Origin of the sequence: Mycobacterium sp. E1386 (assembly GCF_001672745.1) — a bacterium.
Classification (GTDB): domain Bacteria; phylum Actinomycetota; class Actinomycetes; order Mycobacteriales; family Mycobacteriaceae; genus Mycobacterium.
On the sequence record NZ_LZKH01000057.1, the window covers coordinates 42,850 to 65,192 of the forward strand.

The window sequence follows — 22,343 nt, forward strand, 5'->3', positions numbered from 1 at the left end:
TGACCCAAGCCGTAACCGACGCAATCTGTCTTGTTGCAATAATTGCACAGGTGTAGATTTGTGGTATGGCTGCGCGCCATCCTCGTAGACGCGCTGGGACCGGAAGGAGCGGCTGATGAAGGTGCAAAACCACAGGGCGGCTGCCGTGTTCGGCGGGATGACCGCGGTGATGTTGGCGGTGGTATTCGGCGGAGTAAGTGCCGGCCCGACGGGCGGCGCGGGGGCGCCGGCCGCGCACTCGTCGTCCCGCGTCGCGCCGGCCCCGCCTGATGCAGCCGGAGCCGGCGTCCACTCGGCTACGCTTGCCGGCTGCGTGTCCGGTCTCGACTGCTAGCCGAACCGCGTGTATCGATGGCCCATCCCCGGCGGGATGGGCCATCGGCGTTTCCGGGCAGAAGTCCCGCATCGAATCCCGTTTGCCCGGGTGCGCGCCGGGGTAAGGAGAAAGAACCAGTTGCCGTGGCGCAAGTGGGGATTGGGGACTTCGATGACATCAGCAGCCAGGACTTCGGTCGCGCTCTTCGGTGGTGCGGCGATGCTCGTGCTTGCGGTCGGGTGCGGCGGCGGCAATAAGGGGCCGAGTAGCAGCAGCACCACCCCGACGACCACGCCGTCGTCCAGCGTGGCTCCGTCCACGCCCGGTGGTGGCGGCGGCGCTCCGGGCGGCCCGACGGGCGGTGGCGGCCCCGGCGGCGGTGGCGGCGGCGTTCCCGGCGGACCGACCGGTGGCGGTGGTCCGGGCGGCGGTGGCGGCGGCGTTCCCGGCGGTCCCACGGGTGGCGGCGGCCCCGGCGGCGGAGGCGGCAGCATCCCCGGTGTCGGCGGTGGCGGCGGCGGCCCGGGTGGCGGCGGCGGGTGCGTCGGCAACGTCTGCGGCGGCTACTGACGTCCGCACGCTGAGCCCGCCGCAACACACCGCGACAGAGACTTGTTCCCGTAGTCGGCGGGGCCGGGATTACCTGGCCCCGCCGGCTGAAAACTCGGTCTCGCCGAACTCGGCGGCGCCAACGCCCTAGGCCGGGCATCGCATTCGGGTTATGGTTCTGCGCAACTCGGCTGCAAGGGGACTTCAATGGCGAAGCTCAGGTTTGGATATTTCATCGCCCCGTTCCATCGGGCCGGTACGAACCCCACGCTCGCATTGCAACGCGACCTGCAATTCATCGAGCACCTCGATGCCCTCGGCTTCGACGAAGTGTGGATGGGCGAACACCACTCGGCCGGTAGCGAGATCATCAGCTCGCCCGAGGTTTTCATCGCGGCCGCGGCCGAGCGCGCCAAACGCATTCGCTTTGGCACCGGGGTCATTTCGCTCTCGTACCACAACCCGCTCTGGGTCGCCGACCGGCTGATGCTGCTGGATCACCTGACCCACGGCCGGATCATCGGCGGCGTGGGCCCGGGCTCACTGCCCAGCGACTCGTCGATGATAGGGCTCACCCCCACGGACACCCGCGAGCTGCTCGAAACGAACCTCGACATCGTCGTCCGGCTGCTGGCGGGGGAGACCGTGAGCGCCAAGACGGCCACACACCAGCTGTTCGACGCCAAGCTGCAGCTTGCCCCGTACTCGGACGGCGGAATTCCGCTGTCGGTCGCCGCCGTCGCGTCGCCGACGGGTGCGCGGCTGGCCGGCAAGCATGGCATCGGCCTGCTCTCCATCGGGGCGACGTTGACCGTCGAGGGCTTCAACGCGCTCTCGTATCACTGGGGCATCGTCGAGGAGCGCGCGGCGGCCTTCGGCACGCAGGTCGACCGCAGGAACTGGAGCCTGGTCGGCCTGTTCCACCTCGCCGAAACGGAAAAGCAGGCCCGGGAAGAGGTCAAGTTCGGCATCGAGCCGTGGTTCCGGTACTTCCAGAAGGTGGCCGCCTTCCCGCAGATGACGATGCCCGGCGACCAGCTGGACGAGATGATCGACGTCATCAACGAAAACGGGGCGGGCGTGATCGGCACACCCGAGCGGGCACGCGAGCAGGTTCAGCGGCTGTGGGATCAGTCCGGCGGGTTCGGCTGCATGCTGCAGATGGGCCACGAGTGGGCCAACCCGGCCGCCACCAAACGGTCCGCCGAATTGTTTGCCGCCGAAGTCATGCCGCATTTCCAGGGCCAGGCGCAGCCGACGCTGGACGCCGCCGCGCGCGCCGGACAGGCCAGGGAGGGCTTGGCGCAGTCGCAGTTGGACGCGGTCGCGCACATGACGAAGAAGTATCAGGACGAGGTCGACGCGAAGTAGCGGGCGGACTTCATATTCGGGGAACAGCCGCCACCCAGGCGGCAGCTAAAGTCTCGACGCATAACCGAAGGATGACCGCCCGCACCGCTGACCACCGCCGGCGACGAATGGGGCGCCTCCTTATCGCGGGAGCCGCGTCCGCCGCCCTGCTCACCCTCTTCGGCTCGGCGCAGGCACCGATGCGCCTGACCGACGTGGCCGTATCGCCCCAGACGCCGCCCAACTTCTCCGGCGGCTTTGCCGCCGATGACGACGACGACCAGGCCCAACTGCAGCAGCAGCTCGACCAGCAGCAGCTGCAACAGTCCATGCAGCAGGCGGAACAACAGAACGAGCAGGCCCAGCAGCAGTTCAATCAGGACATGCAGCAGCAGCAGACGTACGAGAACCAGTTCAACAACCCGTAGCTCGTGAATCGAAGCGTGGCGGCCGCTTCCCGCGGCCGTCACGCGCCATGCGCCTGGCGCTAGCGCCCGCCGCTCGATTCCCGCTCGGCGGCCTTCACCAGCCGGCCGGCGAAGTACCGGACCGCTCCGCCCATGGCGGCCCGCATCACCGGACCCGTCCCGCGCACCCCCTCGGTGAACGAGCCGGTCCAGCGGATGTCGGTCCCGCCCGCCGGGTTCGGCGTGAAGACCACCTCGCCCGAGTAATCCTTGGCCGGAGTCGGGGGACCGACGAGCTTGTAGGCGTGCCGGCGGTCCTGCTCGTACTCGACGGTCTCTTCCTGTACCAGCACGGGCCACATGCCCACCTTGCGGACGGCCCCGATCCCACCGGGCGCGGGATCGCCCTGCCGGGCCCAGCTCGAGTGGACGACGATGGGCTTCGCCCACTTCGACCAGTTGGCGCCGTCGGTCACGAGCCGGAACAGCGTCGCGGCGGGCGCGGTGCTGGTGCGGTTGATCTCGAATGAAAACGTCCTGCCTGACATGGCCAACTCCCGGTGCAATCATCAACGACCCACATGCCGCCCGCGCGTAGGCTACCGCTCACGTCGTGGGCGCCGCGACGAGGGCGCACGAAGGTCGCCGACGGGCTGGCGCCGACTCGCGAATTCGATTGGCGTGCCGACGAACACGTCCGCGGCACGGCGGCGGTGCCTACAGTGGGGCCATGGAGTTCGGTTCCCGGCAGCGCGCCAAAGCCGTCCCCGGCCTGCTCGAAATCGAGGACTGCCTGGATGCCCAGGGCAACATCGTGGTGCCGCCGGACGTCACGCTGATCTCGCTCATCGACCGCAACATCGCGAACGTCGGTGACACCGTGGCGTACCGCTTCTTGGACTTCAACCGTTCGGCCGACGGACTCGTCGAAGAGGTGACGTGGAACCAGTTCGGTGTCCGGCTGGAAGCCATCGGCGCGCGCGTCCAACAGGTCGCCGGCCATGGTGAGCGGGTCGCCGTCTTGGCGCCGCAGAGCCTCGACTACGTGATGGGGTTCTATGCGGCGATCAAGGCGGGAACCATTGCGGTGCCATTGTTCGCGCCCGAGTTGCCCGGCCACGCGCAACGCCTGAACACCGCCCTGCGCGATTCGCGGCCGACGGCCGTGTTGACCACATCGGCGGCGCGGAACGCGGTCGAGGAGTTCTTGAGCACCCTCCCGCAACCGCACCGGCCCCGGGTCATCGTCATCGACGAGATCCCCGACTCGGATCGGGATTCGTTCGCCCGCACCGAGTTACGCCACGACGACGTCTCTCACCTGCAGTACACATCGGGCTCGACGCGGCCCCCGGTCGGCGTCGAGATCACGCACCGCGCGGTCGGCACCAACCTCGTGCAGATGATCCTTTCGATTGACCTGTTGGACCGCAACACCCACGGCGTGAGCTGGTTGCCGCTCTACCACGACATGGGGTTATCGATGATCGGCTTCCCGGCGGTATACGGCGGACACTCCACGCTGATGTCGCCGGCCGCGTTCGTCCGCAGGCCGCAACGCTGGATCAAAGCCCTGTCGGCCGAGACAGGCCGGGCCGTCACCGCGGCGCCGAACTTCGCCTACGAATGGACCGCCCAGCGGGGAGTGCCCGCGCCGGGCGATGATGTCGACCTGAGCAAGGTGGTGCTGATCATCGGGTCCGAGCCCGTCCGCATCGAGGCGATCACCGCCTTCAACAAGGCGTTCTCCCCGTACGGATTGCCACCGACGGCGTTCAAGCCCTCATACGGCATTGCCGAGGCCACCCTGTTCGTCGCGACCATCGCGCCCACCGCCGAGGCGACCCCCGCCTACTTCCACCGCGAGGAACTGGGCGCCGGTCGCGCGGTGCGGGTCGCGCCGGACGACCCCGAAGCCGTGGCACAGGTCTCCTGCGGCCAGGTGGGCCGCAGCGAATGGGCCGTAATCGTCGACCCGGCCACCGGGACCGAACTGCCCGACGGCCGGGTCGGCGAGATCTGGGTGCAGGGCAACAATGTCGGCCGGGGCTACTGGGGACTGCCCGACGAAACCGGGCGAGCGTTCGGCGCCCGGTTGCGATCGCGGCTCGCCGACGCCAGCCACGCCGAAGGCTCGCTCCTCGATCGCCCGTGGTTGCGGACCGGGGACTTGGGCACCTATGTCGACGGCGAGCTTTACGTCACCGGTCGGACCGCCGACATGGTCACCATCGGCGGCCGCAACCACTACCCGCAGGACATCGAGGCGACCGTCGCCGAAGCGTCCCCGCTGGTGCGGCGCGGATACGTGACCGCCTTCGCCGTGCCGGGCGAGGAGGCCGATCAGCGACTCGTGATCATCGCCGAGCGGGCGACGGGCACCAGCCGCGCCGACCCGCGGCCGGCCATCGAGGCCATCGGGGCCGCGGTCATGCGCCGCCACGGGCTGCCGGTCACCGAGGTGTGTTTCCTGCCGGCGGGCGCGATTCCCCGCACCACCAGCGGCAAGCTGGCGCGCCGGGCCTGCCGCGCCCAGTACCTGAGCGGCAGTCTGGGCGCCCACTGACCCGCTGGGATGAGACGGCCCGAAAAGCGCTGCTCGCGTCCGCCGCTGGCTTAGTCTCCTTTCGGAGGCGTGACGATGGTGCTCAAGGTTGCGGTGTCGGCGGACCTGATCGGCGGCGACGTGGATGCCGGCTATGGAAAGGTCGCCGACGCCTTTCGCGCGAGTTTCCGCGACAGTGCTGAAGTCGGCGCGGCCGTCGCCGTCTACCGCGATGGGGTCAAGGTCGTGGACCTGTGGGGCGGCTACCGGAACGGGTTGGCCAAACAACCCTGGCAGGCCGACACCATGGTCAACATGTTCTCGACGACCAAAGGGGTCGCCGCCCTGGTCGTGGCCGTCGCGGTGTCCCGAGGACTCATCTCCTATGACGCCAAGGTGGCCGATTACTGGCCGGAATTCGCGCGGGCGGGCAAGGGCGACGTGACGGTCCGCCAACTCCTGGGGCATCAGGCCGGCCTGTGCGCGCTCAAACCGAAGCCGGCGCTGGCCGACGTCGCCGACCCGGCCAGGCTCTCACCCATCCTGGCGGCGCAGGCGCCGGCGTGGCGACCGGGTTCGCGGCACGGTTACCACGCGATCACGCTGGGCTGGTACGAATCCGAGCTGATCCGCCGGACGGACCCGGCCGGCCGCACGCTGGGCCGCTTCATGGCCGACGAAATCGTCCGGCCGCTGGGGCTCGACCTGCACATCGGCCTGCCGGATTCGGTCAACCGCGAGCGGGTCGCGCACGTGCACAACTGGGTGCGCGCCGAAACGCTGCTACACCTGAACGTCATGCCACCGGGATTCGTGGGCGCCTCGCTCAACCCGGTCGGCCTGACCGCCCGCGCGATCGCGGTCCCGCGCGGCGTCAACCCGTTCAACGGTGACTACAACCGCGAGGACGTTCGGGCGGTCGAGATTCCGTCGGCCAACGGCATCGGCACCCCCCGGTCGGTGGCGCGCATGTACGGCAGCGCGGCAACCGGGGGAGCCGAGCTCGGCCTCGGCGCCGACACCGTCGCGGCCCTTACGGCGCCGGCGCTCTCGCCGAGCCAGGGCATCCGCGACAAGGTGATGAACGTCGACGTGGCGTATTCGCTGGGCTTCTGTAAACCGTTGCCGCACTTCGCATTCGGTTCTTCGGGACGCGCCTTCGGGACTCCCGGCTTCGGCGGCTCTTTCGGCTGCGCCGACCCTGACACCGGCATCGGCTTCGCGTACGTCATGAACCGGCTGGGTTTTCACCTCTGGAGTGACCCGCGCGAACTCGCGTTGCGGCAGGCGCTGTTTCGCGACGTCCTCGGAGTGCGACCGCAGACGTGATGCCGACGAGAATTCGCCGCCCGCTACGGTGAAAGCGCCGAAGTTGCATGGGGGACGGCCGGGAACCAGCTTAACCAGCATCAGGAGGCGCGATGGCCGACCTACCCCGCGGCAATGAACGTTTCAGCGGGGTCATCCGCCCCTCTGCAGGCGATTCCACACCGATCAAACCCTCGATCGTCCACCCGCCGGCCGGGGCGCCCAACGTCGTGGTCGTATTGCTGGACGACGTCGGATTCGGCGCCGCAACGACGTTCGGCGGCCCCGTTGCGACACCGGCCCTCGACCGTGTCGCCGGTGCCGGGTTGCGCTACAACCAATTCCACACCACCGCATTGTGCTCTCCGACGCGCGCCGCCCTGCTGACCGGGCGCAACCATCACAGCGCGCACATGGGCACCATCTGCGAGATCGCCTACGGATTACCGGGTTACGACAGCGTGATACCGCAGAGCACAGCTACCGTCGCCGAGGTGCTGCGGATGAGCGGCTACAGCACGGCTTTGTTCGGTAAGGCACATTTCACGCCGACATGGGAGATCGGCCCCGCGGGACCGTTCGACCGCTGGCCAACTGGACTCGGCTTCGAGCGCTTCTACGGATTCCTGGGCGGGGACACCTCCCAGTACGAACCCGCGCTTTACGACCAAACCACACCGGTGGAGCCGTACCTCGGCCGCGACCGCTACCACTTGACCGAAGACCTCGCCGACAAGGCGATCGACTGGATCCGGCTGCAGAAGACCTCGGCACCGGACAAGCCGTTCTTTCTGTACCTCGCGCCCGGCGCGACCCACAGTCCCCACCAGGTATGGCCGGAATGGTCGGATAGCTTCGCCGGCCAGTTCGACGACGGCTGGGATGCCTTGCGGGAGCGAACATATGCCCGCCAGCTTGAAATGGGCATCATTCCATCCGGTGCCCGCCTGACGCCACGACCCGAGCAAATACCCGCATGGGCGGACTACGACGATCGCTACAAGCCGGTGGCCCGCCGCCTGATGGAGGTCTACGCAGGATTTTTGGCCCACACCGACGCCCAGATCGGGCGGGTCATCGACGCCATAGACGAGTTGAGGCAATGGGACAACACGCTATTCATTTACCTGTGCGGCGACAACGGCGCGTCCGCCGAAGGAACGATACACGGTGCGTGGAGCTCACCGGCATTTCAAAATGGCCTGCCGGAAGACCCCGAATGGCTGCTGACTCACATCGCCGACTTCGGCACCCCCCGGTGCGAAAACCATTACAACGTCGGCTGGGCGTGGGCGCTCGACGCACCGTTTCAGTGGATGAAACAAGTGGCGTCGCATTTCGGCGGAACCCGTAACGGGCTGGCGATCTCCTGGCCGCAGGGCATCACGGCGGCTGGCGAGCAGCGCAGCCAGTTCCACCACGTCATCGACATCGTCCCCACGATCCTCGAAGCCGCTGGCATCGAGATGCCGGCGCGCGTCAACGGCGTCGAACAGAAGCCGATCCAAGGTGTCAGCATGCGGTACTCGTTCGACGACGCGACCGCGGCCAGTCGGCGAACCACGCAGTACTTCGAAATCTTCGGCAATCGCGCCGTGTACCACGACGGCTGGATCGCCTCATGCTTTCACGGTCGACTGCCCTGGGTCCGCACCCAACGGGCAACCCCATTCGGGGATGCTGAACGCTGGGAGCTCTACCACCTGGCGGGTGACTTCAGCCAAGGCGTCGACCTTGCCGCACAATGCCCCGACAAGCTCGCGGAACTGCAGGCCGTCTTCGATACCGAAGCGCGCAAATACGACGTCTACCCGCTCAGCGACGCGACACTGGCCCGCGCGCTGCCCGCCAACCGGCCAAGCCTGCTGGGCGAGCGCACCTCGGTCACCTACTACGCCGGGCAAGTGCGGATCCCCGAACCCGTGACGCTGAGCTACACCAGCACCTCGTTCGAGCTGCGGGCGCAGCTGACCATACCTAAGGGCGGCGGTCGGGGCGTGGTAATCAGCATGGGCGGGGCGATGGCCGGGTGGAGTTTGTACCTGCAGGACGGGATTCCGCATTTTTCCTACAACTACGTCGGTCACGAGCTAACCACCGTGAAAGCCCCCGAACCACTACCGGAAGGCCCAGTCGCACTGGGGCTTTCGTTCGACTACGACGGCGGTGGACTGGGCAAGGGCGCCTCGGTGTCACTGCGCGTCGATGACGCCGTGGTCGCCGGCAGCCGCGTCGAGCGGACGGTGCCGTTCCGGTTCTCGATGAGCGGCGAGACCTTGGACGTCGGCACCGACACCAGCTCCCCGGTTGCGCCGTACGGGCACGACTTCCGCTTCACGGGGCGTATCGACCGAATCGACGCCACCGTGCGCCCACAGCCCGCTGATCTGGCCGCGGCGATCGCCGAGGCGGAGATGCGCGCGGCGCTGGGAGCGCAATAGTGCTCGCCATGTGGGGCAGCCTCGTCCCATTGATCCTTGGCTGCGCACTCGAACCGATCGAGATCGTCATCACGATCATGTTGTTGGGCACCCCGTCGCGTGTGCGAGCGGCCGGCGCCTGGGTGGCCGGGCACGTCAGCACACGCCTGCTGCAAGGACTCATCTTCGGCACGATTCTGCATTGGGGAAAGCGCGAAGCCGACTCGAATCACCCACACCACTGGATCGTGTCGACCGTGCTGTTGGTGGTGGCCCTGCTGTTTCTGGTTACCGCGGCGCGAGAGCTGTTCAGCGACGATGATCCCAACGCCCCGCCACCGAAGTGGATGACCGCGCTGACGTCGGCCACGCCCGGCAAGGCCTTCCTCATCGGCGCCGGTGTCATCACCGTGTCGGTGAAAGCCTGGGTATTCACGCTGGCGGCGATCAGCGTCATCGGCGATGCGAACCTCAGCAGGCCCGCCAATATCGGTTCATACGTTCTCTTCGTGGCGCTTGCGGCGAGCGTGAATCTGAGCATCGTGGGTGCGGCGGCATTTTCTCCGCAGCGGTCACGCTCCCTCCTGGACCGGGCGTTGCGCTGGCTGCAGGCGCACGACCGGCCCATCCTGATCGTCGCCGGGGTGGTTTTCGGGATCTGGTTCGGGATAAAAGCCCTGCGCGGCTTCGGGATTCTGTAGCCGCTGCGCGAGTGGCATCCTGGCCGTGTGGGTTTACTCATCCGGTTGGCGGAGCTGTTGATCGTGATCCTGCCCCTGGCCGGGGCGACAATCGCCGCGGTGCGAGCGTTCAGCGCCAACCGTCGGCCGGCCGAACAACCGCCGCGGATCGAGCGGACGGAAACACCGGACACCGGCGACAATCACGTCGCGCAGTGGCGGTCGCTGCGCCGCGTCCTCGAGGAGCACAGCCGTACCGACGCCCGCTGGCTCGAGTATGAACTCGACGTGGCCAAACTGCTCGACTTTCCGCTCATGACGGACATGCGCGATCCGCTCACCGTCGCCTTCCACAAAGCCAAGCTCCGCGCCGACTTCCTGCGCCCGACCAAGGCCGAAGACCTCCTCGACGACCGCGACACCGCCGCTCAGTACCGGGCCGCCGTCGAGGATTACGTGACCGCCTTCCACGCCGCCGAGACGGAAGCGATACGCAGACGCCGCACCGACTTCTCCAGGGCGGACCAGCAGCGGATCGCGCGCGCTCAGAATCTGTTACGCGTGGCGTCGGATGCCGCCGCGACAGCGCAGGAACGACGGCAGGCCTATGAGTTGGCGCGTCAGGAACTCGAGGGCCTCGTCGTCTTGCCGGCCACCACGCAAGCCGGCATCGAACGAAAGGTATTTGGGGAGTTGGAGGGATGACGACGGCTCCCGGGGCGCCGGCGCCCGAACCCGGCGACGGCCAGGGCCTCGAGGGATACCCGGTGATCCCGCCGCCGCTTCGCGGTCCCATCGCCTTCGACCAGTGCTGGCGGGACCTGACTTTCATCCATTGGCCGGTGCGGCCCGACGCCGTCGAGACGATGTACCCGCCAGGTACCCGGCCCGACGTCTTCGCCGACGGGATGACCTACGTCGGGTTGGTCCCATTCGTCATGGACAGCACCAAAGTTGGCTCGGTGCTGCGACTTCCGTACTTCGGCAGCTTCCCGGAGACGAATGTCCGGCTGTATTCGGTCGACGACGCCGGCAGGCATGGCGTGCTGTTCCGGTCGCTGGAGACGGCGCGTCTCGCGGTCGTGCCGGTCACCCGGGTCGGCCTCGGCGTCCCCTACACCTGGGCGAAGATGCGGACGCAACGGCACGGCGACCGCATCACCTATGACAGCGTGCGCCGGTGGCCCCGCCGCGGCCTGCGCAGCCGAATCGAGGTCGCCATCGGCGCCCCGGTGAAACCGACACCGCTGGAAATCTGGCTCACCGCCCGATGGGGCGCGCACACCCGCACCGCCGGCCACACCTGGTGGATACCCAACGAACACGAAACCTGGCCACTGCACGCGGCCGACGTCGTCGACATGCACGACGAGCTGGTGGCGGCCAGCATGGTTCGCCCGGCGGGAGAACCGTTGCGGGCGCTGTTCTCGCCCGGCGTGCGAGCCCGTTTCGGCCGCCGCGTCGTCGTCGCATGACCTACGGACAGGTGTAGCCGCCGTCGATCACGACGTCCGAACCGGTCATGTAGCTGGAAGCCTCGCTCGCCAGGTAGAGGTACAGGCCGATCAGTTCTTCGGGGCGGCCGATCCGCCCGAGCGGGATCTTCGGCTCCCACAGCCGGTGATATTCCGTCAACGGCTCCACGAGTTCGGTCAGGATGTAGCCCGGGCTAACGCTGTTGACCCGGATGTTGTGCGGAGCCAACTCCACGGCCATGGCCTTGGTCAGGTGAATTACCGCCGCTTTGGACGTGCAGTAGTGGCCCACTTGTTGCGGCACGTTGATGATGTGGCCCGACATGGAGGCCGTGGTGATGATCGCGCCGCCATGGCCCTGCCGGACCATCGCCCTGGCCGCCGCTTGCGCAGTAAGGAAAACGCCTGTGACATTGGTGCTTTGGATCCGCTCGAATTCTTCGGGCGACATGTCCAGCATCGAGTTCACGGTGATGATGCCGGCGTTGCAGACCGCGATGTCGACGCCACCCAACTCCGCGTTCACCAGCTCCAGCATCTCGGTCACCTGATCGGGTTGGGTCACGTCGCAGCGAACGGGCACAACCTTGCCGTCGCCGTCAGCCGCGATCTCCCGGGCCACCCGTTCCAGACCCTCGGCTCGCCGCGCCGCGATGGCGACGTCGGCGCCCGCTTGCAGATATGCCTGCGCCACCTTTTGGCCGATGCCGCTGGATGCCCCAGTTACCAGCGCCCGCTTGCCGCGCAGATCGAACAACTTCAAGACGTTCATGCCATATCCCTATCCAGACGAGCGACCTGTAACCGAAACACGTTCTAGTGTGTCCGCCATGGGCAAATTCACCAGGGCAGAAATCGAGCAAGCCGTCGAGAACTACACGCGGGTAGTGGAGGGGTGCAGCGCCTCGGGCGACTGGCGACCGTTCGCCGATCTCTTCACCGAGGATGTCGTCTACACCGAACACCACTACGGGGTGTTTCATGGCCGCGAGGCGGTGCGGGACTGGATCGTCGCGGTCATGGCACCGTTCCCGCACATGCGATTTCCGTCCGACTGGACCGCCTACGACGAAGACAACGACGCCGTCGTCGTGATGATCAAGAATCTGCTCGACCATCCGACGGACCCCAAGGGCGAACCCTTCTGGTTTCCGAACTGGACTCGGCTGGTCTACGCGGGGGACGGGTTGTTCTCCAGCGAGGAGGACATCTACAACCCCAACCGGGATGCGCCCGGGGTGGTGGCCGCCTGGCTGCAGGCCGGCGGCCGGCTCGCGTCCGACGAAATCCTGCAGCCCGGCGCCTGACTAACTGGTCACCGGCTGTCGCCCCCGCCGCCGCGACCGCACGGCCGCCAGCGCCTGCTCCCACGCCAGCATCGTGGCCGCCTTCACGTTGGCCGGCTTCACACTGTCTCTGGACAGCAGCGCGGTCGCGGCCGCCTTCGTGGTCGCCGACGACTTCGACAGATGGCCGGAGTCGAACGGCGGCTGAGGGTCGTATTCGATTGCCAACTGGATCGCCTTGGCCCTACCTTCGCCGCCGATCTCGCCGGCCAGCCAGAGCGCCATGTCGAGTCCCGCCGAGACCCCCGCGCAGGTGACGACGTCGCCCTGGTGCACGATTCGCTCGTCGCCCACCGGAACGGCGCCGAAGGCCATCAGGGCCGGGACGGTCAGCCAGTGCGACGTCGCGCGCCGGCCTTCGAGCAGCCCGGCCGCCGCAAGGATCACCGACCCGGAGCACACCGACGTCGTCCATCGGGCGCTCCGATGCGCCCGCCGCAGCCAGTCCAGCAGCGCCTCGTCGCGGGCATGCACCGGGGTCGACGGGCCGCCTGGCACCAGAATCACGTCGGGCGACGGTGTTTCGGCCAGCGAATGGGTGGCCCCGATGACTAGCACACCGGAGTCCGCGGTGATCGGCCCCGCCTCGTGCCAGACGAACCGCACCTCGGTGTCCGGCAGATTGCGCAGCACCTCGTACGGGCCGATCATGTCGAGCGCGGTGAATCCCGGATAGGTCACGATCGCGATCTGGTTCATGGTGTCGTCCTTTCGGTTTCAGGCGTCAGTGTCAGGCGAAGGCCTTGCGGTACTGGTCCGGCGGAATGCCGACCCGGCGAAGGAAGTTGCGCCGCATGGTTTCCGCGGTGCCGAAGCCGCAGCGGCTGGCGATCGCGACGACGGTGTCGTCGGTCTCCTCCAACTGACGGCGTGCGGCCTCGGTGCGGATGCGCTCCACGTACTGGCCGGGCGCCTCGCCGACCTCCGCGGTGAACACGCGGGTGAAGTGCCGCGGGCTCATCGCCGCGCGGCGGGCCAGCTCGTCGACGCTGTGCTCGCCGCCCGGTTCCGCCTCGATGGCCTCCTGCACCGCGCGGATCGCGTTCCGTTTGGCGCGCGGCATCCACACCGGCGCCGCGAACTGCGTCTGCCCGCCGGGGCGGCGCAGATACAGCACCAGCCAGCGGGCGACCGTCTGCGCAACCTCGGTGCCGTGGTCGTCTTCGACCAGCGAGAGCGCCAGGTCGATCCCCGCGGTGACACCCGCGGCCGTCCATACGGTGTCCGAGCTGCGAACGAAAATCGGATCGGCGTCGACGTCGATCGCCGGGAATTCACGGGCCAACCGCCCGGCGAAGGCCCAGTGTGTGGTGACCCGCTGCCCGTCCAGCAGGCCCGCCTCGGCCGCCAGGAACGCGCCGGTGCAGACGGTGACCACGCGGCGGGCGTTTCCGGCGACGGCCTTGATCCAGCCGATCAGCTCGGCATCCGACCGGGCCGCCTCGACACCTCCGCCGCCGGGCAGCACCACCGTGTCGATCTTCTCGCTGGGATCGTTCGGGTCCGGCAGCGGCGCCGCGACGAAGCCCAGCCCGGTCGGTGTGGTGATCGCCTGCCCGTCGACCGAGCCCACCACAACGTCGTACCCGCCCCCGGTCAGCAGCGATGCACCGGCGAAGACGTCGTGCGGTCCCACCACGTCGAGCGCCTGCACGCCGGGAAAGCCGGCGATGACGACCTTGCGAGTCATGAACTCAAGTGTTCGGCACGGCCCGGCATGTCGTCTACGCCCTGTAACCCACCAATTAGGACATGGGGACCTGGCCTATGGCATGCTCGGCGGGCTTGGCAGACTGTCCGCATGGCACAGATAACGTTGCGTGGAAACCCGATCAACACCGTCGGCGAGCTGCCTGCCGTGGGATCCCCGGCGCCGGCCTTCAGCCTGACCGGCGGCGACCTGGGGGCGGTCAGTAGCGACCAGCTTGGCGGTAAAGCCGTGGTGCTCAACATCTTCCCGTCCGTGGACACGCCGGTGTGCGCGGCCAGCGTCCGGACCTTCAACGAGCGCGCCGCCGCCAGCGGGGCCACGGTGGTGTGCGTGTCGAAAGACCTGCCGTTCGCGTTCGCGCGGTTCTGCGGGGCGGAGGGCATCGACAACGTCAAGACGGGCTCGGCGTTCCGCAGCAGCTTCGGCGAGGACTACGGCGTCACCATCAACGACGGGCCGATGGCCGGTCTGCTGGCCCGGGCCATCGTCGTGGTCGGCGCCGACGGGAAGGTCACCTACACCGAGTTGGTCCCCGAGATCGCCCAGGAGCCCGACTACGACGCGGCACTGGCCGCGGCGGGCTGACCCGGTCCGCCGACAGCGTTTGCCCGAGCGCGCGTCCAGGCGCTGTTTGCGCGCTGCCAATGCCCGGCGCTGTGAGCTGTTCCAAGGTCGAAGGCGAACAGGTCGTCTTCGACGTCAGGAGTCGCCCGAGCTAACCCCCGGCGACCCGAGTCGGTCCGCGGTGGCCGCCAGCGCTTCGCCGCATCCCGCCCACATCCGCTCGATGATCTCGGCGGCCGGCGGGGTGTCCTGGATCCGCCCTGCCACCTGACCGGTGTTGGCGACGCTGGCGTCCATGTCCCCGTCGAAATACAGCCGCTGCACCCGTTGCAGCGCCGCGGCGCCGTCGCCGGAAGACGTTGCGGTGTCCAGCCTTTCGGCGGCGGCCGTCCGGATCACCCGCATCATGCGTTTGCCGTCGAGGGGGAGGAGCACGGTGGAGGTTTCATCGGCGGCGACGACCGCCCGCTTGAGGTTGCCGTGCACCGGAGAATCCGCCGAGGCCAGCAGCCGCGTGCCCATCTGCACGCCCTCGGCGCCGAGAACGAAGGCGGCCGCCATCGAGCGCGCGTCGCAAATCCCTCCCGCCGCCACGATCGGCACGTCGACCTCGGCCGCCACCAGCGGCAGCAGCACCATGGTCGACGCACCGAATCGGTTCTTGAACCCGCCGCCCTCGACGCCCTCAACCACGAGCCCGTCCACTCCGGCGTCGACCGCTTTCCGGGCCGCAGCGAGGGTGCCCACCACATGGAACACGGTGATGCCGGCATCGTGGAGCCGGCCGATGAACAGCGCCGGATCGCCGGCCGATGTGGTGACGAAACGGATGTCGTTGGCTACCAACAGATCCACGGTGGCCGGGTCGCGGTTCATGATCAGCGCTATGTTCGCGCCCACCGGACGGTCGGTGAGGTCGCGGACTCGCCGCAGGTCGGCCCGGCCCTGCTCGGATGTGGTCTCGATGACGCCCAGCGCGCCCGCGTTGGACACCGCGGCGGCCAGCTGGGCACCGGCGATATAGGTCATCGGCGCCTGAATGATCGGGATGTCGATCCCGGCGGCTGCGCAAACGCGGTTCACTGCGGCGCCGCTGCGGCCGGCGTTCATGAGGCTCGCGGTCCTCGGGGGTCGATGAGGTCGCGGAAGCTCGCAGCGGGGTGGACCGAGGCGCCCAGACCGACTACGCGATCGCTCAGCCCATTGTCGGACGTCACCACCCGAATGTCGTGCGGCTGGGGGTCGGCCTGGACGCGGCGGACGATCTCGTCATCGGCGGAGTTCGCGGCCGCCCGGGGCGCGTACGCGATCTCGATCACCGATGCGGGAATGGCGCTCGACGGCGGCCGCTCGAACACGACCGTCACGCGGTCCCCATGGGTGGCCGCCCATCGGTCGAGGTGCTCCACCAATGCGACCATGGCGCCACCGCGTTCCTTCCACCACCCGTCCGGGCGGCTCCCGATCACGTTCATCCCGTCCACGATCCACCGCACGTCCCCCACGGTAGGGCGAGACCTGACCGCGGCGCGGCAACTTCCGCGGACCGCTGCACGGCCATCACTTCCAGAACAGCCCGATAAGGCTCGCCCCCACCAGTGCCGACAGCATGAGTAATTGAGGCCACGGCCGCCACGGCGCGTCCTGGATGGCGTACGACATTTCTTTGATCGGCGATGTCTGGGATGGAGCGGCACGCTCGGGCGGTACCGGGCGGTGGAACTGGTGGAAGTACAACTGGATGAGCGTCGCACCGATCCACAATCCGCCAAGGAAACTGACGGAGTCCACACCGCGCCAGAACACGAGCACGGCGATTGCGACGGTGAAGCCCAGCAGCACGCGATCAGAGGCGGTCGTCGCCGAAGCCCTGCCGCTGTATTGCTTGTCCAGCAAGGCGCGACGCCGGCGATACGGCAGCGCGAAAAAGGCGAACTTGACCAGGATGTGCAAACCGAGCGCTACCACGACAACCGTGGCAATGGTGTTGATCATGCTGCCCTCTCGCATTCGGCGGCGCGATTTTCGTTTTTGGAACGGAAAGCGGTTGGTACGGTCACCGATATCAGTTTCCCGCTGATGCCGTCGCGATGATGGGACAGGTGAATGACGTCGATAGCCGACACCGATGACCGGGTTGTCTCGCTTGCCCGCGGGATGCGCGACCTGGTGCGCGCCGAGGCCGCAGAATCCGAGCGGGCGCGCACCCTCACCCCGGCGATCGTCGACGAGATGTGGGCGAGCGGGCTGATGTCCGCGTTCAACCCAGCCCCCGCGGGAGGTGCGGAACCGTCGTTCACCGAGATGATCGAGACCTGGATCGAAATGGCCTGGCAGGATGGCTCTTTCGGTTGGGTCGGCATCGCCAACCTGCCGTCCTCCTTCGCCGCCGCGGCGTACCTGCCCGACGAGGGTTTCGCCGAGGTGTTCACCGCGCACGACAACCGCGTCACGATGGGCGGCCAATTCTTTCCCAACGGCCAGGGATCCGCCGTCGATGGCGGCTACCTGGTGAGCGGGTCGTGGAACTTCGGCTCGGGCATCGGGCACTCCCAGTACGTCGCGGCCGGGTTCTTTCCCATGGACAACGGCGAAATGCGCTGGATCAGCGAGGGCTTCCCGGAGATGCGGGTCGCGGTGATTCCGCGGGATCAGATCAGCTTCAATGACGGCTGGTTTGTCCAGGGGCTCAAGGGAACCGGCTCCTATGATTACAGCGCCCAGGAGGTGTTCGTGCCGGCGAGCCGCACCTTCGAGCTCTTCGTGCGCGAGCCGTATCGCGGGACGTCGCCGGCCACCCGGATGGGGCTGATGCCGGTCACCGCCGCAGGCCACGCGTCGTGGGCGCTGGGCGTCGCCAAGAGCATGCTCGATGACGTCCAGGAGCTGGCGGCGACGAAGTTCCGGATGAGTGACATGGCTTCGCTGGCCAGCCGCCCGACCTTCCAGAAGGGGCTGGCTCACCACCGCGCGGCCTGGCGGGCCGCTCGGCTGCTGGTGCTCGACGCGTTCACCACCGCCGAGGCCGCGGTGGCCTCGGGGGAGGAGCTGACGCCGTTGCTGCGCGCGGACATGCGGGTGGCGGCGGTGTACGCCACCGACATCGCGCGAAGCTGCGCCGAGTGGGCCCACCTGGTTGCGGGCACCAGCTCGATCCGGGAGGGCACTCGCTTGGAGCGGGCTTTCCGCGACATCTACACCGGGACGCAGCACGCCTTCATCAGTGAGAAAGTCGCCATCGACGTCGCGCAGATCTGGCTCGGCATCATCGACGACCAACCGGGGCTCTGAGTCGCTACTATCAGCGCATGCGCGGCTCAAAGATCCTGATCACCGGCCCGACCGGTCAAATCGCGACCCCCATTGCGCGGGCGTTCGCGGCCGACAACGAGGTATGGGGCATCGCCCGGTTCACCGATCCGGCAGCCCGGGAGGGCCTGGAGAAGGCGGGTGTCCGCTGCGAGCAGGTCAACCTGGCTGCCGGTGACTTCACCAGTCTGCCAACCGATTTCGAGTACGTCCTTAACCTGGCGGTAGCCAAGAGCGGGAATTGGGACAAAGACCTAGCCGCCAATGCGGAGTCGGTGGGTCTGCTCATGGCGCACTGCCGCGACGCGAAGGCGTTTCTGCATTGTTCGTCGGCCGCCGTCTATGACCCGCCGGACGACAATCCGCGAACCGAGGCCGCCGCCCTCGGCGACAACCACAAGTGTCTGTTTCCCACCTACTCCATCTCCAAGATCGCCGGAGAGGTCGTCGCCCGGTCGATGGCGCGGGCCCTCGGGGTGCCCACCACCATCGCCCGGCTCAACGTCCCCTACGGCGACAACGGCGGGTGGCCGTTCTACCACATGGAGATGATGCTGGCGGGCATCCCGATCCCGGTGCCGCCCGGTGAACCCGCACGCTACAACCCGATTCACGAGGACGACATCATCGCGACCATTCCGAAGCTGCTGGAGGTGGCGTCGGTTCCGGCGACCACCGTCAACTGGTGCGGTGACCAAACGGTCAGCATCCAGGAGTGGTGTGGCTACCTCGGCTCGCTGGTGGGCAAGGAACCGGTTTTCGAGGTGAGCGAGCAGGCGCTGCGCGGCAATCCCACGGACAGCGACCGGATGCATGAGCTCATCGGCGGCACGACGGTCGACTGGCGTGACGGGCTGCGCCGGATGGCGGCCAAGTTCCATCCAGAGTTGGTCGGCGCGTAGGGATTACCGGTGCGCCAAGGACCCGACGCGGCGCAGCGCCTGCGCACCCTCGCGCTGCTCCGCCGCGTCCGCGACCGGATCGATCGGGAGTACGCGCGGCCGCTGGACGTCGAGGCGCTCGCCCGCGACGTACACATGTCCGCCGGTCACCTGAGCCGCGAATTCCGCCGCGCCTACGGCGAGTCGCCGTACTCCTATCTGATGACACGGCGCATCGAGCGTGCGATGGCGCTGCTGCGCCGTGGCGACCTGAACGTCACCGACGTGTGTTTCGCCGTCGGCTGCTCCTCGTTGGGCACCTTCAGCACTCGCTTCACCGAACTGGTCGGCGTGCCGCCGAGCACCTACCGGCGCCAGGGGGCCGACGCGCTGGCCGGAATGCCGCCGTGCGTGGCCAAACAGGTGACCAGACCGATCAGGAATCGAGAAGCTCGGGTCACCGGGCCCGCTTAGCCTGACCCCATGGACATCACGATTCACTCCAGCTTCCTGCCACACGACGACCCGGAATCCTCGCTCGCCTTCTACCGCGACACCCTCGGTTTCGAAGTCCGCCTCGACGTCGGAAAGGGCGAGATGCGCTGGATCACCGTGGGACCCCCGAACCAGCCCGACACGTCGATCGTCCTGAATCCGCCGGCCGCCAACCCGGGCATCACCGAAGACGAGCGGCGCACCATCGCCGAGATGATGGCCAAGGGCAGCTACGCCACGTTGCTGTTGGCGACCAAGGATCTCGACCGCACCTTCGAGCAGCTGCAGGCCGGCGACGTCGAGATTGTCCAGGAGCCGACAGAACAGCCGTACGGGCTGCGGGACTGCGCGGTCCGCGATCCCGCGGGCAACCTGATCCGCATCCAAGAGCTGCGCTAGGTAATCGATCCGGTCCGTGCACCGGGCCCAGCTCTAACCTCCGAACGCAAAAGTTCCGAACCTCCATGAGGTTCGGAACTTCGCGCTGCCCGATGGACGAGTCAAGATCCCTTGGCGTAGCGGGTCAGGAACCCGGCCGCCGCGACCACCGAGACCGCACCGATCACGCCCCATAGCACCAGTTGGAAGACCATCGACCCCAGGAGCCAGCCGAATGTCATCCCGATGTAGAGGGCCCAGATCAGCCGGAAGGCGCTCCACAGCGCCACCGCGCCGGCGCTGAGTCCGATGTAGAGGCTGCGCTGCCGGTCCACCCGATTGATCTGCTCTTCGATGCTGGCCGGGACGATCTTCATTTCTGACTTCCTTTCGTGGGGCGCCGCCGGACTGGCGTCGTCGTTGGGCCAAGTACAGACCCCCGGATCGGCTACCGATCCCAACCCGCCACGCGCGGAAGCCGCGCCTTCTCCTTACCCCTTGCGCCCCCAGGGCTGAGTCGGTCAAATGGTCCTGATGATGAACCCGATCAAGCTCGCCGAGCAGGTCGCCGAATCGGTTCTGGCGGTAGGAGGCATTCGCGTTGGCCTCGAGGAACCGAAATACACGCGCCATCCGCTCACCGACAGCGTCGAGATACGCCGCTACGGTCCGCGGATTGCCGCCGAGACGACAGTCGACGCCGACGAAAACCGCGCTCGTGACATGGGGTTCCGACGGCTGGCGGGATACATATTCGGCGGCAATCGGGGCAACGAATCGATCTCGATGACGGCACCCGTCAGCCAGCAGCCGGGCCGGGCCGGCCAGCAGATCGCGATGACCGCGCCCGTCGTCCAGTCCGCCGGCCCCGAGAGTGGCTGGGTGATTCGGTTCTTCATGCCGCAGAAGTGGACGATGGAGACCCTTCCCGCGCCCAAAGATGATCGAGTCCGCCTCGTCAGCGTGCCGCCCGCGACCATAGCCGTGCTGCGATTCAGCGGTGATCGCAGCCCCAAGGCGGTCGCATCTCGCACCGATGAGCTCCTGAAAACATTGCGGGACAACGGGATCAAGACCACCGGGGAGGCGGAGGCCTGGTTCTACGATCCGCCTTGGACGCTGCCGATGCGGCGGCGCAACGAGATCGCGATTCCGATCGATCCGGCTTCGGCACCGGCCTAGCCGCTCGGCACCGACGGCGCGTGGGCATCTACATCCGGCGCTGAGCCGGTTACGGTTTGGCGTGATGACGAATCGACACGGCCAGAAGGTGGATGCCAGGCTGCTGACCGGTGTTTCGGAAACGGCGCTGCTGACCCTCTACGGCAGGGCATACCAGGCCGGGCACCCGGACCCGATCATCGACGATCCGATGGCCATCAAATTGGTGGAGTCCTTCGACTTCGACTTCGAAAAGTTCGGGCGCAGAGGCCAGGAGATGGCGCTGCGCTCGCTGGCCATCGACCGATGTGCGACCGAATACCTGACCGCGCACCCCCGGGCGACGGTGGCCGCGCTTGCCGAAGGTTTCCAGACGTCCTTCTGGCGCTTGGACCGCGCGCTACCCGGCGCACAATTCAGTTGGCTGTCGGTGGATTTGCCTGAGGTCATCGACCTTCGGCAACGGCTGCTGCCGCCCTCGCCGCGGATCACTCACCTCGCGCAGTCCGCCCTCGACTACAGCTGGATGGACAAGGTGGACACCGCCAACGGCGTGTTCATCACCGCCGAAGGACTGCTGATGTACCTGCAGCCCAATGAGGCGCTGGGACTGATTACTCAGTGCGCCAAGCGCTTTCCCGGCGGATGGATGTTCTTCGACCTACCGCCCACGATCGTCAAGAAGGTCGCGCGAAGGGGGCTGCGTTCGTCCAAGCGCTACCGGGTACCGCCGATGCCCTTCAGCCTCTCGGTGCGTCAACTGGCGAAGCTCGCGGAATCCGTGCCGGGGATCCGTGGGGTGCACGACGTACCGATGCCCGCCGGACGGGGCTTGTTCTTTGGGAAGCTGTATCCCGCGTTTTGGCGTTTCCCGCCCGCGAAGCCGTATCGCGGTGTCTTCGCCCTACTCGAATTCGGCTGAGGTCAGCCGACCTTGACCACCAGCTTGCCGACGTTCTTGCCGTCGAAGAGCATGTTGATCGCAGTCGGGAGCTGCTCGAAGCCCTCGACGACGGTCTCGAGCGGCGTGAGCTTCCCGGCCTCGATCAGGCCCGCGATTTCCGTCATCGCTTCGGGCGCGCGCCCGAAGTGGTCGAGCACGATGAAACCCTGCAAGGTGGCGCGCTGAATGAGCAGGTTGCCGAACGCGCGCGGACCCGGCGGGGGATCGGCCGCGTTGTAGCCGGAGATCAGGCCGCACAGCGCGACGCGGGCGCCGATGTTGAGGCGCGCGAAGATCGCGTCCATCAGGTCGCCACCGACGTTTTCGAAGTCGACGTCGATGCCATTCGGTGTCGCCGCTGCCAGCTGGGCGGCCCAGTCGTCGGCGCGGTGGTCGACGGCCGCGTCGAAGCCGAGCTGGTCGGTGAGCAGCTCGCACTTCTCGGGACCACCCGCGATCCCGACGACACGAGCCCCGGCGGCCTTGGCGAGTTGGCCGGCGACCG

General features: G+C 67.6%; 27 protein-coding genes. 18 read left to right on the top strand and 9 right to left on the bottom strand.

Going from position 1 to position 22,343, the window contains the following annotated elements:
- The first annotated feature begins 115 nt into the window (after positions 1-115).
- From A5709_RS27915 to A5709_RS05950, 4 genes are all read left to right on the top strand, one after another.
- Positions 116-334, top strand: a complete 219-nt coding sequence (locus A5709_RS27915) for a hypothetical protein (protein ID WP_156767980.1) — start codon at positions 116-118, stop codon at positions 332-334.
- Between the two features lie 153 nt (positions 335-487).
- Positions 488-886 (top strand): hypothetical protein, encoded by a 399-nt coding sequence (locus tag A5709_RS28360; RefSeq protein ID WP_068010242.1) that lies wholly within the window; start codon positions 488-490, stop codon positions 884-886.
- Positions 887-1,072: 186 nt separating this feature from the next.
- On the top strand, positions 1,073-2,236 hold the full coding sequence (locus tag A5709_RS05945) for an LLM class flavin-dependent oxidoreductase (RefSeq protein ID WP_067944510.1): 1,164 nt from the start codon (positions 1,073-1,075) through the stop codon (positions 2,234-2,236).
- 71 nt (positions 2,237-2,307) lie between these two features.
- On the top strand, positions 2,308-2,643 hold the full coding sequence (locus A5709_RS05950) for a hypothetical protein (protein ID WP_156673237.1): 336 nt from the start codon (positions 2,308-2,310) through the stop codon (positions 2,641-2,643).
- A gap of 59 nt (positions 2,644-2,702) precedes the next feature.
- On the opposite strand, the gene A5709_RS05955 is transcribed toward A5709_RS05950, so the two are convergent.
- Positions 2,703-3,170, bottom strand: a complete 468-nt coding sequence (locus tag A5709_RS05955; RefSeq protein WP_068118755.1) for an SRPBCC family protein — start codon at positions 3,168-3,170, stop codon at positions 2,703-2,705.
- A gap of 182 nt (positions 3,171-3,352) precedes the next feature.
- On the opposite strand from A5709_RS05955, the gene A5709_RS05960 reads away from it, so the two are divergent.
- From A5709_RS05960 to A5709_RS05985, 6 genes are all read left to right on the top strand, one after another.
- The gene (locus tag A5709_RS05960) at positions 3,353-5,188 is read left to right on the top strand and encodes a fatty acyl-AMP ligase (protein WP_068118756.1); all 1,836 of its coding nucleotides are present in this window, start codon (positions 3,353-3,355) and stop codon (positions 5,186-5,188) included.
- A 75-nt stretch (positions 5,189-5,263) separates the two neighbouring features.
- Positions 5,264-6,496, top strand: coding sequence for a serine hydrolase domain-containing protein (locus A5709_RS05965; protein WP_068118795.1), 1,233 nt, complete (start codon positions 5,264-5,266; stop codon positions 6,494-6,496).
- 92 nt (positions 6,497-6,588) lie between these two features.
- Positions 6,589-8,916: an arylsulfatase gene (locus A5709_RS05970; RefSeq protein WP_068118759.1), complete on the top strand. Its 2,328-nt coding sequence runs from the start codon at positions 6,589-6,591 to the stop codon at positions 8,914-8,916.
- 8 nt (positions 8,917-8,924) lie between these two features.
- Positions 8,925-9,596 (top strand): GAP family protein, encoded by a 672-nt coding sequence (locus tag A5709_RS05975; protein ID WP_067944529.1) that lies wholly within the window; start codon positions 8,925-8,927, stop codon positions 9,594-9,596.
- 27 nt (positions 9,597-9,623) lie between these two features.
- A complete protein-coding gene (locus A5709_RS05980; protein WP_067944515.1) occupies positions 9,624-10,280 on the top strand; it encodes a hypothetical protein in 657 nt (218 codons plus the stop codon).
- Complete coding sequence (locus A5709_RS05985; RefSeq protein WP_082973796.1) at positions 10,277-11,050, top strand: YqjF family protein; 774 nt, start codon at positions 10,277-10,279, stop codon at positions 11,048-11,050. The genes A5709_RS05980 and A5709_RS05985 overlap by 4 nt, the downstream gene beginning before the upstream one ends.
- A 1-nt stretch (position 11,051) precedes the next feature.
- Here the strand turns inward: A5709_RS05985 and A5709_RS05990 are convergent, their stop codons facing one another.
- A complete protein-coding gene (locus A5709_RS05990; protein ID WP_068118762.1) occupies positions 11,052-11,822 on the bottom strand; it encodes an SDR family oxidoreductase in 771 nt (256 codons plus the stop codon).
- A 58-nt stretch (positions 11,823-11,880) separates the two neighbouring features.
- Here A5709_RS05990 and A5709_RS05995 point away from each other — a divergent pair, with 58 nt between their 5' ends.
- Positions 11,881-12,357 (top strand): nuclear transport factor 2 family protein, encoded by a 477-nt coding sequence (locus A5709_RS05995; protein WP_067944517.1) that lies wholly within the window; start codon positions 11,881-11,883, stop codon positions 12,355-12,357.
- Here the strand turns inward: A5709_RS05995 and A5709_RS06000 are convergent, their stop codons facing one another.
- Both A5709_RS06000 and A5709_RS06005 read right to left on the bottom strand, forming a co-directional pair.
- On the bottom strand, positions 12,358-13,095 hold the full coding sequence (locus A5709_RS06000) for a DJ-1/PfpI family protein (RefSeq protein WP_068118764.1): 738 nt from the start codon (positions 13,093-13,095) through the stop codon (positions 12,358-12,360).
- A gap of 31 nt (positions 13,096-13,126) precedes the next feature.
- Positions 13,127-14,086, bottom strand: coding sequence for a GlxA family transcriptional regulator (locus tag A5709_RS06005; protein ID WP_068010260.1), 960 nt, complete (start codon positions 14,084-14,086; stop codon positions 13,127-13,129).
- A gap of 111 nt (positions 14,087-14,197) precedes the next feature.
- Between A5709_RS06005 and tpx the strand changes: the two genes are divergently transcribed.
- Positions 14,198-14,692 (top strand): thiol peroxidase, encoded by a 495-nt coding sequence (tpx, locus tag A5709_RS06010; RefSeq protein ID WP_068118767.1) that lies wholly within the window; start codon positions 14,198-14,200, stop codon positions 14,690-14,692.
- 114 nt (positions 14,693-14,806) lie between these two features.
- Here tpx and A5709_RS06015 read toward each other — a convergent pair whose 3' ends face one another.
- The 3 genes from A5709_RS06015 to A5709_RS06025 form a co-directional block, all read right to left on the bottom strand.
- A complete protein-coding gene (locus A5709_RS06015) occupies positions 14,807-15,781 on the bottom strand; it encodes a nitronate monooxygenase family protein (RefSeq protein ID WP_068118770.1) in 975 nt (324 codons plus the stop codon).
- Entirely contained in the window at positions 15,778-16,167 is a 390-nt protein-coding gene (locus A5709_RS06020) for an NYN domain-containing protein (protein ID WP_068118800.1), read from the bottom strand. Before A5709_RS06020 ends, A5709_RS06015 begins: the two co-directional genes overlap by 4 nt.
- Before the next feature lie 64 nt (positions 16,168-16,231).
- Positions 16,232-16,666 carry a hypothetical protein gene (locus A5709_RS06025; protein WP_068118773.1) on the bottom strand — a complete coding sequence of 145 codons (435 nt, stop codon included), beginning with the start codon at positions 16,664-16,666 and terminating at the stop codon, positions 16,232-16,234.
- A gap of 111 nt (positions 16,667-16,777) precedes the next feature.
- On the opposite strand from A5709_RS06025, the gene A5709_RS06030 reads away from it, so the two are divergent.
- Genes A5709_RS06030 through A5709_RS06045 form a run of 4 tightly spaced genes read left to right on the top strand, consistent with a single transcriptional unit; the run spans position 16,778 to position 19,755 of the window.
- Positions 16,778-17,962 carry an acyl-CoA dehydrogenase family protein gene (locus A5709_RS06030; RefSeq protein WP_068010266.1) on the top strand — a complete coding sequence of 395 codons (1,185 nt, stop codon included), beginning with the start codon at positions 16,778-16,780 and terminating at the stop codon, positions 17,960-17,962.
- 17 nt (positions 17,963-17,979) lie between these two features.
- Positions 17,980-18,882 carry an NAD(P)-dependent oxidoreductase gene (locus A5709_RS06035; protein ID WP_068118776.1) on the top strand — a complete coding sequence of 301 codons (903 nt, stop codon included), beginning with the start codon at positions 17,980-17,982 and terminating at the stop codon, positions 18,880-18,882.
- A 9-nt stretch (positions 18,883-18,891) separates the two neighbouring features.
- Positions 18,892-19,335, top strand: a complete 444-nt coding sequence (locus tag A5709_RS06040; RefSeq protein WP_068010270.1) for a helix-turn-helix transcriptional regulator — start codon at positions 18,892-18,894, stop codon at positions 19,333-19,335.
- 9 nt (positions 19,336-19,344) lie between these two features.
- On the top strand, positions 19,345-19,755 hold the full coding sequence (locus tag A5709_RS06045; RefSeq protein WP_067944526.1) for a VOC family protein: 411 nt from the start codon (positions 19,345-19,347) through the stop codon (positions 19,753-19,755).
- A 101-nt stretch (positions 19,756-19,856) separates the two neighbouring features.
- On the opposite strand, the gene A5709_RS06050 is transcribed toward A5709_RS06045, so the two are convergent.
- Positions 19,857-20,111, bottom strand: a complete 255-nt coding sequence (locus tag A5709_RS06050; RefSeq protein WP_068118781.1) for a hypothetical protein — start codon at positions 20,109-20,111, stop codon at positions 19,857-19,859.
- Between the two features lie 148 nt (positions 20,112-20,259).
- On the opposite strand from A5709_RS06050, the gene A5709_RS06055 reads away from it, so the two are divergent.
- Both A5709_RS06055 and A5709_RS06060 read left to right on the top strand, forming a co-directional pair.
- Positions 20,260-20,916 (top strand): heme-binding protein, encoded by a 657-nt coding sequence (locus A5709_RS06055; RefSeq protein WP_067946388.1) that lies wholly within the window; start codon positions 20,260-20,262, stop codon positions 20,914-20,916.
- A 64-nt stretch (positions 20,917-20,980) separates the two neighbouring features.
- Positions 20,981-21,817: a class I SAM-dependent methyltransferase gene (locus A5709_RS06060; protein ID WP_067946390.1), complete on the top strand. Its 837-nt coding sequence runs from the start codon at positions 20,981-20,983 to the stop codon at positions 21,815-21,817.
- Between the two features lie 2 nt (positions 21,818-21,819).
- Here A5709_RS06060 and A5709_RS06065 read toward each other — a convergent pair.
- A partial coding sequence (locus A5709_RS06065) for an NADP-dependent oxidoreductase (RefSeq protein WP_156673239.1) occupies positions 21,820-22,343 on the bottom strand: 524 nt, incomplete at its 5' end.